General features: G+C 59.4%; 10 protein-coding genes and 1 tRNA gene. 9 read left to right on the top strand and 2 right to left on the bottom strand.

Translation table 11 applies throughout. The features are described 5' to 3' along the window. Positions 1–379: 379 nt before the first annotated feature. Positions 380–3052: an aminopeptidase N gene (pepN, locus tag HMPREF2942_RS02445; protein ID WP_070688251.1), complete on the bottom strand. Its 2673-nt coding sequence runs from the start codon at positions 3050–3052 to the stop codon at positions 380–382. A gap of 222 nt (positions 3053–3274) precedes the next feature. Between pepN and HMPREF2942_RS02440 the strand changes: the two genes are divergently transcribed. Then, positions 3275–3360, top strand: a tRNA-Leu gene (locus HMPREF2942_RS02440). 187 nt (positions 3361–3547) lie between these two features. On the opposite strand, the gene HMPREF2942_RS02435 is transcribed toward HMPREF2942_RS02440, so the two are convergent. Then, entirely contained in the window at positions 3548–4633 is a 1086-nt protein-coding gene (locus tag HMPREF2942_RS02435) for a 2,3-butanediol dehydrogenase (protein ID WP_070688249.1), read from the bottom strand. Positions 4634–4972: 339 nt separating this feature from the next. Between HMPREF2942_RS02435 and HMPREF2942_RS02430 the strand changes: the two genes are divergently transcribed. The 8 genes from HMPREF2942_RS02430 to HMPREF2942_RS02395 all read left to right on the top strand — a co-directional run. After that, the gene (locus HMPREF2942_RS02430; protein WP_070688248.1) at positions 4973–6562 is read left to right on the top strand and encodes an amidohydrolase; all 1590 of its coding nucleotides are present in this window, start codon (positions 4973–4975) and stop codon (positions 6560–6562) included. Positions 6563–6838: 276 nt separating this feature from the next. Further along, a complete protein-coding gene (locus HMPREF2942_RS02425; protein WP_012903553.1) occupies positions 6839–7798 on the top strand; it encodes an L-lactate dehydrogenase in 960 nt (319 codons plus the stop codon). Between the two features lie 403 nt (positions 7799–8201). Further along, a complete protein-coding gene (locus HMPREF2942_RS02420; RefSeq protein WP_049341244.1) occupies positions 8202–8477 on the top strand; it encodes a hypothetical protein in 276 nt (91 codons plus the stop codon). Positions 8478–8651: 174 nt separating this feature from the next. Next, positions 8652–9503 carry a DNA repair protein RecO gene (gene recO, locus HMPREF2942_RS02415; protein WP_070604282.1) on the top strand — a complete coding sequence of 284 codons (852 nt, stop codon included), beginning with the start codon at positions 8652–8654 and terminating at the stop codon, positions 9501–9503. Between the two features lie 175 nt (positions 9504–9678). After that, positions 9679–10470, top strand: coding sequence for an isoprenyl transferase (locus HMPREF2942_RS02410; protein WP_049341241.1), 792 nt, complete (start codon positions 9679–9681; stop codon positions 10468–10470). 69 nt (positions 10471–10539) lie between these two features. Further along, positions 10540–11628 carry a quinone-dependent dihydroorotate dehydrogenase gene (locus HMPREF2942_RS02405; protein ID WP_049341239.1) on the top strand — a complete coding sequence of 363 codons (1089 nt, stop codon included), beginning with the start codon at positions 10540–10542 and terminating at the stop codon, positions 11626–11628. Between the two features lie 461 nt (positions 11629–12089). Then, positions 12090–12815, top strand: a complete 726-nt coding sequence (locus tag HMPREF2942_RS02400; RefSeq protein ID WP_070688246.1) for a DUF6318 family protein — start codon at positions 12090–12092, stop codon at positions 12813–12815. Between the two features lie 63 nt (positions 12816–12878). Beyond that, a partial coding sequence (locus HMPREF2942_RS02395) for a DUF6318 family protein (protein WP_371440619.1) occupies positions 12879–13218 on the top strand: 340 nt, incomplete at its 3' end.

Below are 13218 nucleotides of genomic sequence, written 5' to 3'. Positions count from 1 at the left end.
CTTCTGATATGTCTAAGCGAGCGGATACCTAGTCTATTCTCTCATGCTTTCAGGGTGGACAGCTCACAAAAACGGGTGACATTTATCTGTCTTTTAGCACCGGGTGCATATAGTTTTGTGCCCTGGTGAAACTGCCCCGGTAATAAGTGCCCTTGTCAGTATGTGAACCACTGTATGAGGGAAATATTTGGACGGCATACCGCCGCTATGAATTCTATAGATGAGCCAGAAAAAGACCACCGCCCGGCACGTCCTGGTACGTTACCGGGAGCGTGCCGAACGGCAGTCTCTCAAAGAGGCTAGAGAACCTAGCGGGGGAGAGCGGAACCTAGCCTAGATACCGGCTCACACCCCGCCACAAGCCCTCAAACCATGCAACTTAGTCCTGCAGGGAGGCGTTGAACTTCTGAGCCACAATCGAACGGTGGCCGTGATCCTGAGCCTCCAGAACCAGACGACGCAGAGCCGAAGGAGCCTCGGGGTTCGCCTCCAGCCAACGCTGAGCCAACGCAACGGAGGGGTTACCCTCAACACCCAGACCCTCAGTGGAGCCGGTGTTGTACGGAGCCTTCGGGTACAGGCCACGCACAATGCGGGTCGCCATACCAATCGAACGGGACGCCCAAATGGGCAGCAGAGCCTCAAAGTAGGAGTCGTAGTAGGACTCACGCAGCTCAACCGGACCGCGAGCAAAACCGTTAATGGTCGAAGCCAGAGCGTCGTTCGATAGCGACTCGTCTTCCATGATGGTCTTGTACGCAGCAGCCTTACGCTCAGCAGAGGGCAGGGCAGCAATCGCGTACGCGTAACCATTCGAAGAAATCGAGGAGGGGCTGTACTTCGCCGCACGGTCCAGATCCTCAACGGTCACCAGGTCGCGGCTTGCGAGCGCACCCAGTGCACTCCAACCCAGGTTCTGGTCGTAAGGAATGCCGGTTGCGTCAGCAATATCGCCGGTGGTGTCTTCGAAAGCACCGCGGGCAATATCGCGGCAGAGCTCTTCACCCTTGGTCGCGTTGGTGGAGACCGAAATCAAGGCGCGCAGCAGAATCAGCTGCTCGTCGGAGCCGGGCTTAGCCTGCGCCAGTGCGGCTGCGAATGCGTCGTAGAGAGCGTCGTAGAGGCGCTCGCGGCCGGTGGGTGCGGAGAAGGTTGCGATAGCGACCTGTGCGTTGTTGACCATGGTGCCCAGCAGGGATGCGCTCGGTTCCTTGGAGACGTTGCGTACGACTGCGTCGACGTAGGTGGTGACAGGCAGGCGTGCATCGCGCACGTTCTCCCAGAGGGAGCCCCAGATGAGGCCGCGGGAGAGCGCGGATTCGAGGGTGGAGACACCTTCGATAGCTGCCTGCAGGCCGTCTTCGTCGGTCAGGGCAACCTTGGCGTAGGTGTGGTCTTCTGCGTTGAGCATGAGCAGGTCAGCTTCGCCAACAAGCTTCTTCTGCTCGTCGGTGAGCTCTACGCGGTGCTCGGAGACGGGCTCTGCCGGGTACTCGAGGGAGAGCAGACCGGTGGAGACGAGCTTGCCGTCGGTCAGCGCGAAGGTTTCCAGCTTTGCCACGTGGGGGCGGCCCAGACCTGCGGGCTGCTGTGCGGGCAGTTCCTGAGTGAGAATCAGGTCGGTGAGCTGGCCGTCTTCGCCGTAGACACGCTTGGTGCCCAGTGCGGACACGCCGGAGGTCTGCAGCCATGCGTTAGCCCATGCCTGCATGTCACGGCCGGACACCTCGTTGAGTACCTGCAGGAAGTCGTTCAGGGAGGTGTTGCCCCACTCGAAGCGCTTGAAGTACACGCGTGCTGCCTCGATGAAGGTGTCGAAGCCGACGTAGGCGACCAGCTGCTTGAGCACGGATGCGCCCTTTGCGTAGGTGATGCCGTCGAAGTTCTGCGATGCTGCTTCCAGGTGGGGGATGTCAGCGACGATGGGGTGGGTGGTGGGCAGCTGGTCCTGCATGTATGCCCATGCCTTGCGGTTGTTCGCGAAGGTGACCCATGCGTCGTTGAAGTTGTTGGCTTCCTTAGCGCCGAGGGTGCCCATGAAGTCTGCGAAGGATTCCTTGAGCCACAGGTCGTCCCACCACTTCATAGTGACGAGGTCGCCGAACCACATGTGTGCCATTTCGTGGCAGATGGTGTTGGTACGGCCTTCGAGGTCGTCCTCGGTTGCGCCGGAGACGAAGATGTAGTCTTCGGTGAAGGTGACCAGGCCGGGGTTCTCCATTGCGCCGATGTTGTATTCGGGCACGAATGCCTGCTCGTACTTGGGGTACGGGTAGGGGTAGTCGAAGAGGTCCTGGAAGAAGTCCAGGCCGTTTTCGGTGACCTTGAAGATGTGGTCGTAGTCGAAGTGCGGCTTGAGGGACTGGCGGCAGTATACGACCAGGGGAATGTCACCGCTGTTGACCTTGCTCTTGGGCTTGTAGGTGGTGGTTGCAGTGAAGTATTCGCCGGCAACGATTGCGGTGATGTAGGTGGAGATCTTTGCGGTGGGGGAGAAGACTCGCTTGGTGATGGAGTCGTCGGTGGGGTCTACGACCTGGCTTTCGAGTACGCCGTTGGAGCTGACGACCCAGTCCTTGGGTGCGGTGATGCGGAAGTTGAAGACTGCCTTCAGGTCGGGCTGCTCGAAGTTCGGGAAGACTCGGCGGCAGTCGGAGGGTTCGTACTGGGTGTACAGGTAGACGCGACCGTCGGAGGGGTCGAAGTAGCGGTGCATACCTTCGCCGGAGCGGGAGTAGTAGGAGCGACCGTGGATGGTGAGCACGTTTTCTGCCTGCAGGTTGGGCAGGGTGATGCGTGCGCCGTTGACGACATCAGCCAAGGTCAGTTCGGTGCCGTTGAGCTTAACGGAGTCGACGCTGTGGTGGATGTAGTCGATGAAGGTTTCTGCACCGGGGGTGTTGCAGGAGAATCGGACGGTGGTGACGGTGGGGTAGGACTCGAATTCGGGGTCCTTGGCGTTAGTCAGGTCGACATGCACGTCGTAGGTGTCGACACTGATGAGAGCCGAACGTTCTGCGGCTTCTTCGCGGGAGAGGTTCTCATTATTCATGCTCTTTATTCTAGTCGTTATGACCGAAAATATGGCAGTTGAGTGGGCGTGCCGGTCATATTACTCAAGGTGCGAGAAGATCGCCGGGGGTGTTGGGAACCAACCAACCTCTAATATGTGATGCAGAACATACTCTTTCGATTTGCGGAGTGCCCAGAAAGCCCGTATAGTATTACGTGTTGCTTCGAACGGCACCGAAAGGAAAACGTTCGAAAGTCACCTGCGCGGGTGGCGGAATAGGCAGACGCGCTAGCTTGAGGTGCTAGTCCTCGTATTAGAGGGTGGGGGTTCAAGTCCCCCCTCGCGCACAGATAATCCCCGGTTCTTTGGAACCGGGGATTTTTGTATGCCCGGTTGTATGTCCGGTAAAAAGCACGCAAAAAACAGTGGGGTGAGGCTCCTTGAAGGAACCTCACCCCACACTAGCTACGCTAAGGAAGCTAGAAGAACAGCTGCATCAGCTGAAACTGAACGAATCAGTATCGTTCGAAGAGATTACTCAGCCAGACGCTCCGGGTCGGTGGTGACCAGAATCTTCACAGCGGTCTCGTTGTGGTGGATCAGGGTGTCGAAGCCCTTGTCAATCAGGTCTTCCACAGCGATCTTGCCGGTGATGAAGGGCTTGAGGTCAATCTTGCCGGACTCAACCAGCTTGATGGTCTCGGGGTGGGAGTTCACGTATGCGATGGTGCCGCGGATATCGAGCTCCTTGAGCACAACCTTCTGAACATCCAGAGAAGCGGGCTTACCCCAAATGGAGACGATAACGAGCTTGCCGGTGGGCTTGAGAGCATCCAGAATCAGGTCCAGTGCGGGCTGAACGGAGGTGCACTCGAACGCGATGTCAGCGCCACGGCCGTCGGTCAGCTTGTGAATCTCAGCCAGAACGTCAACCTCAGCGGGGGAGAAAGCGTAGTCAGCAACACCGGAGTCCAGAGCCTTCTGGCGACGCAGCGGGGACAGCTCGGAGATAATAACCTTAGCGCCCTTAGCCTTCAGAACTGCGGAGGTCAGCAGACCGATGGGGCCAGCACCGGTAACCAGTGCGAATGCGCCCTCTTCGAACTCGCCTGCACGCTCAACAGCGTGGTAGCCAACGCTCAGGGGCTCAATCAGTGCAGCCTCGTCCAGGGGAATGGTGTTGGGGATCTTGTGAACCCAGCGGCGCTTGACAGCAACCTTCTCGGACAGACCGCCACCGCGACCTGCCAGACCGATGAAGTTCATGTCCTTGGACAGGTGGTAGTCCTTGGAGTCGGGGCCGGTGTAGACGTCATCACGAATGATGTAGGGCTCGACAACAACGTGGTCGCCAACCTCAAGGTCGTCTACGCCTTCGCCCAGTGCCTCAACAACACCGGAGAATTCGTGACCGAGGGTAACGGGGGAGTCCTCACCAGAAATGGGGTGGGGATGACCGTGCTGGGGGCAGAAGATGGGGCCGTCAAGGTATTCGTGCAGGTCGGTACCGCAAATACCGCACCATGCGACCTTGACCAGAACCTCGCCCGCAGCGGCTTCGGGTGCGGGGATGTCTTCAATGCGGATGTCGTTACGGTCGTAGAAGCGTGCTGCCTTCATGGGATGGAGCTCCTTAGCGTGGTTGTGGCGCTCGCAGCGGTGTGTGCTTGCCGGTACGGTTCGCATCCATGGGTCTGTCACAGTGTTGACAGAGGCCCAAACGACATGGTTTGGACCGGTTGTGAACTGTCCTGCCGGCATTCGCATCGCTAGCGCCGGATGGTGATGGGTGCGGCTGGATTGTCGCTCCCATGTGCTTAACGCTACTCCACTGAATCAAAGATTCCTAGGATATATACAAATTTTCTTTTATGTGACACAAATTTCTTTTTGGACGTTTTCGACTCCATCACGCCCGAGCATCTAGCGCCCGGCGAGCGCAGACGGTAGCGTAGAAGCATGACTGACGCGAACGCACAGGGCACCGCCGCCCACACCCAGCCCACTTCTGACAGCTCCGGTCGAACGGCACCGAACCGACCCGCCGCAATAACCCGCCACTATGACGCGCCCGACGCTGATTGCGTGCGCGGTAGCGAGTACTCCGAAATCCTCGCCCTCGAAACCGAGCAGCGTAAGCGTGCCGCTGAGCACCGCCGCAAGCACGGGCACGCGCATCCGGAGCAGAAACATGGCCACGGCGAACGTCCCGGTCATGGAAAGGGTCACGGAAAGCACCACGGTCACGGAATGGGTTACGGCCACCACCTCGACGAAGACAGCGGACTGGCGCATATTCGCCGCGACCTCGCCGAATCCGTCGCCACTCGTGCGGACTCTTTGACCGCAATTCTCAAGGCGATTCACGCGCATCCTGAGACTGCCTACGAGGAGTATTTCGCCTCCCGCACGCTCGTTGATGCGGTCCGCGAAGCCTGCCCGAACCTCAGTAACCCGAACCTCAGTATCGAGTACCCCGCCTTCGGTCTGGATACCGCGTTCAAGGTGGAGCTCACCAGCGCCGACTACGACCCCGCCACACACCGCACCATTGCGATTCTTTCCGAATACGACGCGCTGCCGGGCATCGGTCACGGCTGCGGCCACAACGTCATCGCAGTATCCGGGCTGGGCGCTTTCCTTGCCCTGGCAGATGCGCTCGCTACCGGCCCCGAGGCGTTCAGCGGCAGGGTCCTTTATTACGGCACGCCCGCCGAAGAGTCCGATGCCGGTAAGGAGCTGATGGCGCGCGCCGGCGCGTTCGAGCAGGTGGACGCCGCCATTATGGTGCACCCCTACTTTATCGATGTGGCTGATCAGGCGTGGTTGGGTCGCCGTGAATGTCGCGTGACCTACACGGGCGTGAGTGCGCACGCTTCCTCGCACCCGTTTATGGGTCGTAACGCCCTGGATGCGGCGAACCTGGCGTATCAGGGGTTGGGTTTGTTGCGTCAGCAGATTCCCGGTTCTGACCGTATCCACGCGATTATTGACCATGGCGGGGACGCCCCGAATCTGATTCCTGCCTCCGCGAGCCTGCATATTAATATCCGTTCTAAGTACGCGCCGACTTTGCGTGCGCTGTCGCGACGGGTTGAGGAGGTGCTGCGCGGTGCGGCGCTCATGGCTGGCGTGAGTGCGGAGGTGACGTGGGATTCTTCGCCGATGACCATGCCGGTGCGTACGAACCGTCCGCTGTTGAAGCGTTGGGTTTCGGCTCAGCGTTCGGTGGGTCGCCACCCGTACCCGCCCGGAACGGTCAGTGACACCCTGGCGGCTTCTACTGATTTCGGTAATGTGAGCCTGCGCGTGCCCGGTATTCACCCGCTGATTCAGATTGCGCCCGAGGGTACCGGTATGCACACGGTGGAGTTCGCGCACTGTGCTGACACTCCGGCGGCGGTGGATGCTGCCCTGGATGCGGCGTTCGGTCTGGCGTCTGTGGCTTTGGACTTCCTGGTCGACGACGAGCTGGCGGATGCGGTTCGTGCTGATTTTGAGGCTTCCGGCGGCGCCGTGGATGTGGAGGGCTACTTTAGCGGCATGTGAGCTTGCTCAAAAGGTCAGAACGTCATTATTTGGTTTTGTGAGTGAAAAACACCCCTCATAGCCCATAAAGTCACCAGCACCCATCGAAAAAAGCAAAATAACCCAACACAAAACGCAAAATCTGCGGCATAATAGAACATAACGAAGCAAGCTCACCGGGGAAGGACGCCCGCCCAAGGAAATTCAACCCCGAGGCACACACCCGCTTCCTTATAGACCACGCGAGAATCCTCTCGCACCACACGGATAACTCTCACGAAAAGAGGGCATACAGCAATGAACGGTGTCAACAACCCCACCAAGCTCGGCGTCATCGGTGCAGGCGGCGTCGGTAGCGCAACCGCATACGCAGCTATGGTCCGCGGCTCCGCAGACGAAATCGTCCTGTACGACATCGACGGCAAGCGCGCACACGCTGAAGCACTGGACATCGCACACGGTGCAATGTTCGCACACGAAGCAACCGTAACCGGTGGCGACGACATCGAGCTGTTGCGCGACTGCGACATGGTCATCATCACCGCTGGTGCTCGCCAGAAGCCGGGTCAGCCCCGCCTCGAACTGGCAGGCGCAAACGTCGCAATCCTCGAGAAGCTGCTGCCGAACATTCTGTCCGTAGCACCCAACGCGATTATCATGCTCGTCACCAACCCCTGTGACGTTCTCACCGTTGTGGCCCAGAAGATTACCGGCCTGCCCGCAAACCGCGTGCTGTCCTCCGGTACCGTTCTGGACTCCTCCCGCCTGCGTTGGCTGATTGCTAACAAGGCTGGCGTCTCCATCAAGAGCGTTCACGCAAACGTTGTTGGCGAGCACGGCGACTCCGAGTTCCCCGTCTGGTCCGCAGCAAACATCGGTATGGTTCCCCTGACCGAGTGGGAGCAGGACGGCAAGCCCGTCTTCACCGAAGAGGTCCGTGCAGAACTGGCAACCGAAGCTATGCGCGCAGCATACAAGGTTATCGAGGGCAAGGGCTCCACCAACTACGCCATCGGTATCTCCGGTGCACGTATCGCCGAGGCATTCCTCGGCGGCCAGAACGCAGTGCTGCCCGTCTCCACCACCATTGCAGGCGAGCTGTACGGCTTCAAGGACGTTGCACTGTCCCTGCCCACCATCGTCAACCGTGAGGGCATCCAGCGCGTGCTCGAGGTTCCCATGAACGAGGCTGAGCTGGCACAGCTGAAGGCATCCGCTGAGGCAATCCGCGCATCCGCAGCTTCCCTGGGCTTCTAAAAACCCGGCTTCTAATTCTCTCGGGCTCATAACCCGCAAGAAGCAAACATTCAGTAGGCGTAGCGTCAAGCTGAGCTAACCGACAGAAGAACCCGCCGCACCCGGCACCCGCTCCCTTGAGGAGTGGGGAAGCTGGGGACGGCGGGTTCGCTGTGTCTGTGAGGTTTTTATGCGGGGCTTGATGTGCCGCGTGCATGCTTCGCTTGCCCAATCTGGCTTTATCGACCTGGCTTGCCGAGCCTGGCTTGACTAACCGGGCTTACCGCTCTGGCTTTGGTGTTCTCTTCACGGCACCGAATTTACCTGCCGATTCACCTGTCGCGCCCGTTCATAGTTTCGCGTTTAAACCGCCGTATGACCGCCCGGCGCACACCATCGGCCTGTAGGTAGTAGAATAAATGGCATGAGCATTGATCCTCGCACCGAACTCACCCGCCTCCTTGACGCGCTGGAGGCGCACCTGACCGCCGTCGTAAACCGAACCGGCGAGCACGACCCCGCCGTCGATGAGGCGTACGTAGAAATCGCCAACGCCTTCGAAGCCTACGAAGATGCCCTCTTCGAGGCTCACAACGAGGTCACCCCCCTGAGCGTCTACGGTGATGAAGACGAGGACGACCTCGATGAACTGGTCGACGACGAAGAAGATGACGACGACGATATCGAGTACGAGGACTAAATAGCGCCTCGCCCATACGTTACGAACCGACCCCTGACCGGTACCCCCTATGCGGGGTAATACGGCAGGGGTCGAACCGTACCCGCAACACCCGTGCAGCCCCTGCACTCAGCGCTTACTGCCTTCAGCGCCCGCCTGATACCCACCGAGCATGTACCGAGAACGGAGACACCCGTGAGCGAACCCCGCACCTGGCGCGATGCCGCCCTCATCCTCCGTACCCAAAAACTCGGCGAAACCGACCGCATCATCATCATGCTCACCCGCGACGGCGGCATCACCCACGCCGTCGCCAAAGCCGTACGCAAACCCACCTCCAAATTCGGTGGACGACTCGAACCGTTCATGCACACCGACCTGTCCTTCAGCCGCGGCAGAACCAACCTGCACACCATCACCCAGGCGGCAACCCTGCACGCCTACACCGCACCCATCATGGCTAACTACGATGCGTACACGTGCGCCTCCACCATCGCTGAACTTGCAGAAGCACTCACCAAAGACACTGACAGCACCGCCGATATTTACACTCTCACCCATGGGGCGCTTGCCGCGCTCGCGCACGGGCAACACGTGCCGCAGAGGATTCTGACCCGCTACCTGGCGCGTAGCATGAACGCCGCCGGCTGGCCGCTCATCGGTGAGAACTGCACCCGATGCGGAAACCCGCTCGTGAACGCCGATAGCCGGGGCGATAACGGGGCAGGCAGTAATGCCCCCGTCGCCACAGGCGGAAGCGGCAGGTACATTGCCTTCCACACCGCCCACACCTACGGGCACCACACGGTCCTCTGCCCCCAATGCGCACCCGCCACCGACACACCCCTAACCGGCCTGCGTGCCGAAGAGCTCGGCTATGCGCTCGCTACCGCATCGGCGGATCCGCGCGCCTGGGCGACTATTGACGCAGCACCGGTGCCGGTCGCCTCCAAAATTCTGGGTCTCTACCTGAAAACCACCCAGAACCTGCTCGAACACCCTCTGAAAACGGCGAGCGCCCTCGAAGCAGAAATTCCTGCATCGTAAAAGATGCACGCCGATGCGTCAAACATGGGCCAACCAGGACGCAAAATAACCCCCGAAGCACCCGCCCATGCGCGCTGTGTCACGGTAAAATAGCTAACAGCACGCCAGGTTTATATCTGGCGCATATTTAGGCAAACGACCCCGGGGGAGAACCCGCCAGGGAAGAAAGGCACACATGGCACGCACCCAGCCCGTACCCCCGCCCGCACACCCCACCGGGGCAACCCCGCCGCCGATTCCGAAGAAGTTCATTCCACAGCACGTCGCCGTCGTCATGGACGGTAACGGACGCTGGGCAAACGAACGCGGCCTGCCCCGCACCGAGGGCCACCGCGCCGGCGAGGCGGCACTGCTGGACGTTGTCGCGGGCGCTATCGAAATGGGCATCCCGTACGTGACCGCCTATGCGTTCTCCACCGAAAACTGGAAGCGCTCACCCAGCGAAGTCGCGTTCATCATGCGTTTCTCCACCGAGGTGCTGCAGCGTCAGCTGGCAACCCTCAAGACCTGGGGTGTGCGCATCCGCTGGGCTGGCCGCCGACCCAAGCTGTGGAAGAACGTCATCGAAGAGCTCGAACACTGCGAGCGCGAAACCATCGACAACACCGTCTGCACCCTCACCATGTGCGTGAACTACGGCGGCCGCGCAGAAATTGCTGACGCGGCGGCAGCTATCGCAGCGGACGCTGTGGCGGGCAAGATTAAGCCCGGCAACATTACCGAAAAGACCATCCAGAAGTACCTGGACGAACCCGACCTACCCGACGTTGACCTGTTCCTGCGTTCCTCCGGTGAACAGCGCATCTCGAACTTCCTGCTCTGGCAGAGCGCCTACGCCGAGATGATTTTCATGAACGTGCTCTGGCCCGACGTTGACCGCCGCACCCTCTGGGAAGCTGTCGAAGAGTATGCGCGCCGCGACCGCCGCTACGGTGGCGCTGTCGACGCCGTCGCCAACGACAAGTAACGGCCCGGCATACAGTCCCGGCTCATAGCCCCATAAACCACCCACACCCTCCAACACTAGGGAGAACAAATGCGCATCTACCCGACCTTCTTCAACATCTTCTTCAAGGGCATGGACCCCGAGAAGGCACACCACGTCGGCTTCTGGGGCGTTCAGACCCTGCGCAACGTCGGCATCACCCGCGCGCTGCGCAAGTACTTCCAGCCCGCCCCCGAACTGGCAACCACCGTCATGGGCATTACTTTCCCCTCGCCGTTCGGCCTGGCTGCAGGCTTCGACAAGGGCGGTAAGGGCATTGCCGCGCTGGCCGGTATCGGCTTCGGCCACGTCGAGATCGGTACTATTACCGGTCAGGCGCAGCCCGGCAACCCGCAGCCGCGCCTCTTCCGCCTCGTGGAAGATAAGGCGGTCATCAACCGCATGGGCTTCAACAATGACGGTGCCGCAGCGGCAGGCCCGCGCGTTGCCGCCGCCCGCGCAGATCTCGAAACCGAATACCGCGGCGCTGTACGCCCGGTTATCGGCGTGAACATCGGCAAGACCAAGGTCGTTGAGCTTGAGAACGCTATCGAGGACTACCTGATCTCTACCCGCACCCTGGCACCGCAGGCAGACTACCTGGTCGTCAACGTTTCTTCCCCGAACACTCCGGGTCTGCGCACTCTGCAGGCTATCGAGTCGCTGCGCCCGCTGCTTGCCGCCGTGCGTGAAGAGGCAGACCGCGTATGCCCCAACCGCCACGTACCGCTGACCGTGAAGATTGCACCGGACCTGGTCGATGAGGATGTAATCGAGGTGGCAGCCCTGGCTAAGGAGCTGAAGCTGGACGGCATCATCGCCACCAACACCACCATCGCCCGCGACGGCCTGGGCCTGACCAGCGACATGACCAAGGTCAAGGAAATCGGTGCCGGCGGCCTCTCCGGCGCGCCGCTGAAGCCCCGCTCCCTGGAGGTGCTGCGCCTGCTCAAGCGCGAAATTGGTGACGACCTTGCCATCATCTCCGTTGGCGGCGTGACCACCGCTGAGGATGTGCAGGAGCGCCTGGACGCTGGCGCTGACCTGGTGCAGGGCTACACCGCGTTCCTGTATGAGGGTCCGCTCTGGGCGGCACACATTAACCGTGGCCTGGTGAAGCTGCGCCGCGCTCGCCGCTAAAGGCGTACAGGCGGGAGCTTTATGCTTCCCGGCGTGCTGACTTGGCGTGTTGACTCTGCGTGCTGAAAGGGGGCACCGTTCTCTACCCGTTGGGGTGGAGGCGGTGCCCCTTTTGCGTGCCCTCTATTCCGCCTCTCTATTCCGCCGAAAAGCCACATGTGTTTCGAAAAGCCACTAAAGAAGTAGCTTTTCGAAACACATGTGGCTTCTGGACATGCATAGTTATTTGATGTATAAAGCATTGATTTGTTCGAATGGTGGCGATTTGTTGCTATTACACTCATTGCAAAGCAAACGGCTGTAAATATGCGGTAGTGTTTTATATGTAGCGTCTCGTGGTGCATTGTTGCGTCTGCTGGGTACGCTGCGCGGCTGGGTTCTTCCGGAGGTCAAGTAACGACCATTTTTTACCAGCCTGACAAGTGCATACACACCATCACCGACGATAGGAGCGCACCGTCATGGAGCCTCGTACCTTCCTTTACCGTACCCAAATTCATCGCCGTACCCTCTTGGGTAGCGGTGCGCTTGTGGGTCTGGGTGCCCTGCTTGCGGCGTATGGCCAGCAGGCAAATAACGAGGCGGCATCATCGACCGCGGCGCCGAGTGAGTCGGCTTCGGCTTCCGCAGCGGCATCGGAGTCGCCTTCGGCGAGTGCCACTCCGTCTACTGTCCGAGGATACTCTGGACAATCCAAAGCCCCCGACGGAGAGTACCGTAAAGCCGACGGCTATGGGCCGGCCCAGAACGTCCCTAAACCTAATGCCCCTGAAGAGGGCTACCGCGAGAAGTCTATTGAAGGTATCCGTAAGACGATGGACGCTTGGGTTAAATGGACTAATTATGGAATTCAGGTAGGCGATTTTACGGAATCCCGAAAGTATATTTCCAATGATTTTACGGAGGAATTGGAAGGGTATAAGAGTTTTGAAGATTTGTATAAGCGCGGTGGATGGATTATTGATGGCATTGACAACTATGTTGCTGATGGAAATCCGTGGTCTGAAGATGGGGAAAACTATTTCTGGAAGGCGTATCGCGAGTGGAATTATATAACTCTTGTGGAGCCTACTGGCGAGTGGCACAGAGACGTCAATATCCAGAAGGATAACGATACGTGGAAGTTTGAGTTTAAGTACTCCGATTCTTCCTGGAAGATTGTTGGCTGCGAACAGGTAGATGGCTAATGTGCTGAGAATTAGCGCATTTCAAAATTCTAGAGTTTTGTATTTCTGAGGATAGGAATTTCTGTGTCTTCTTTTGTTATTAACCGCCGTGCATTGTTCGCTGGCGCCGTGTCCCTTGGTGCGTCAGCTTTGCTCGCAGCGTGTGGTCAGCAGGCAAATAACGAGGCGGCAGCTACCGCATCCGCTGCGCCGAGCGAGTCGGCTTCGGCATCTGCGGTAGCTACCGATTCTCCCTCTGCGAGTGCTACCCCGTCTACTGTCCGTGGCTATTCGGGCGGGTCGAAGGCTCCGGATGGGGAGTACCGCCCTGCTGACAAGCACGGTAACGCTCAGAATGTGCCCAAGCCTAACGCTCCTGAAGAGGGCTATCGCGAGAAGTCTATTGAAGGTATCCGTAAGACGA

Origin of the sequence: Rothia sp. HMSC071C12 (assembly GCF_001813895.1) — a bacterium.
In the GTDB taxonomy this organism is placed as follows: domain Bacteria; phylum Actinomycetota; class Actinomycetes; order Actinomycetales; family Micrococcaceae; genus Rothia; species Rothia mucilaginosa.
Note: the sequence above shows the minus strand (reverse complement) of the source record. Positions and strands in the feature narration are given on the sequence as shown.

Excerpts from the sequence above, each read along its gene's own strand:
- pepN (WP_070688251.1), bottom strand. The coding sequence starts at position 3,052 with ATGAATAATGAGAACCTCTCCCGCGAAGAAGCCGCAGAACGTTCGGCT.
- HMPREF2942_RS02435 (WP_070688249.1), bottom strand. The coding sequence starts at position 4,633 with ATGAAGGCAGCACGCTTCTACGACCGTAACGACATCCGCATTGAAGAC.
- HMPREF2942_RS02430 (WP_070688248.1), top strand. The coding sequence starts at position 4,973 with ATGACTGACGCGAACGCACAGGGCACCGCCGCCCACACCCAGCCCACT.
- HMPREF2942_RS02425 (WP_012903553.1), top strand. The coding sequence starts at position 6,839 with ATGAACGGTGTCAACAACCCCACCAAGCTCGGCGTCATCGGTGCAGGC.
- HMPREF2942_RS02420 (WP_049341244.1), top strand. The coding sequence starts at position 8,202 with ATGAGCATTGATCCTCGCACCGAACTCACCCGCCTCCTTGACGCGCTG.
- HMPREF2942_RS02410 (WP_049341241.1), top strand. The coding sequence starts at position 9,679 with ATGGCACGCACCCAGCCCGTACCCCCGCCCGCACACCCCACCGGGGCA.
- HMPREF2942_RS02405 (WP_049341239.1), top strand. The coding sequence starts at position 10,540 with ATGCGCATCTACCCGACCTTCTTCAACATCTTCTTCAAGGGCATGGAC.
- HMPREF2942_RS02400 (WP_070688246.1), top strand. The coding sequence starts at position 12,090 with ATGGAGCCTCGTACCTTCCTTTACCGTACCCAAATTCATCGCCGTACC.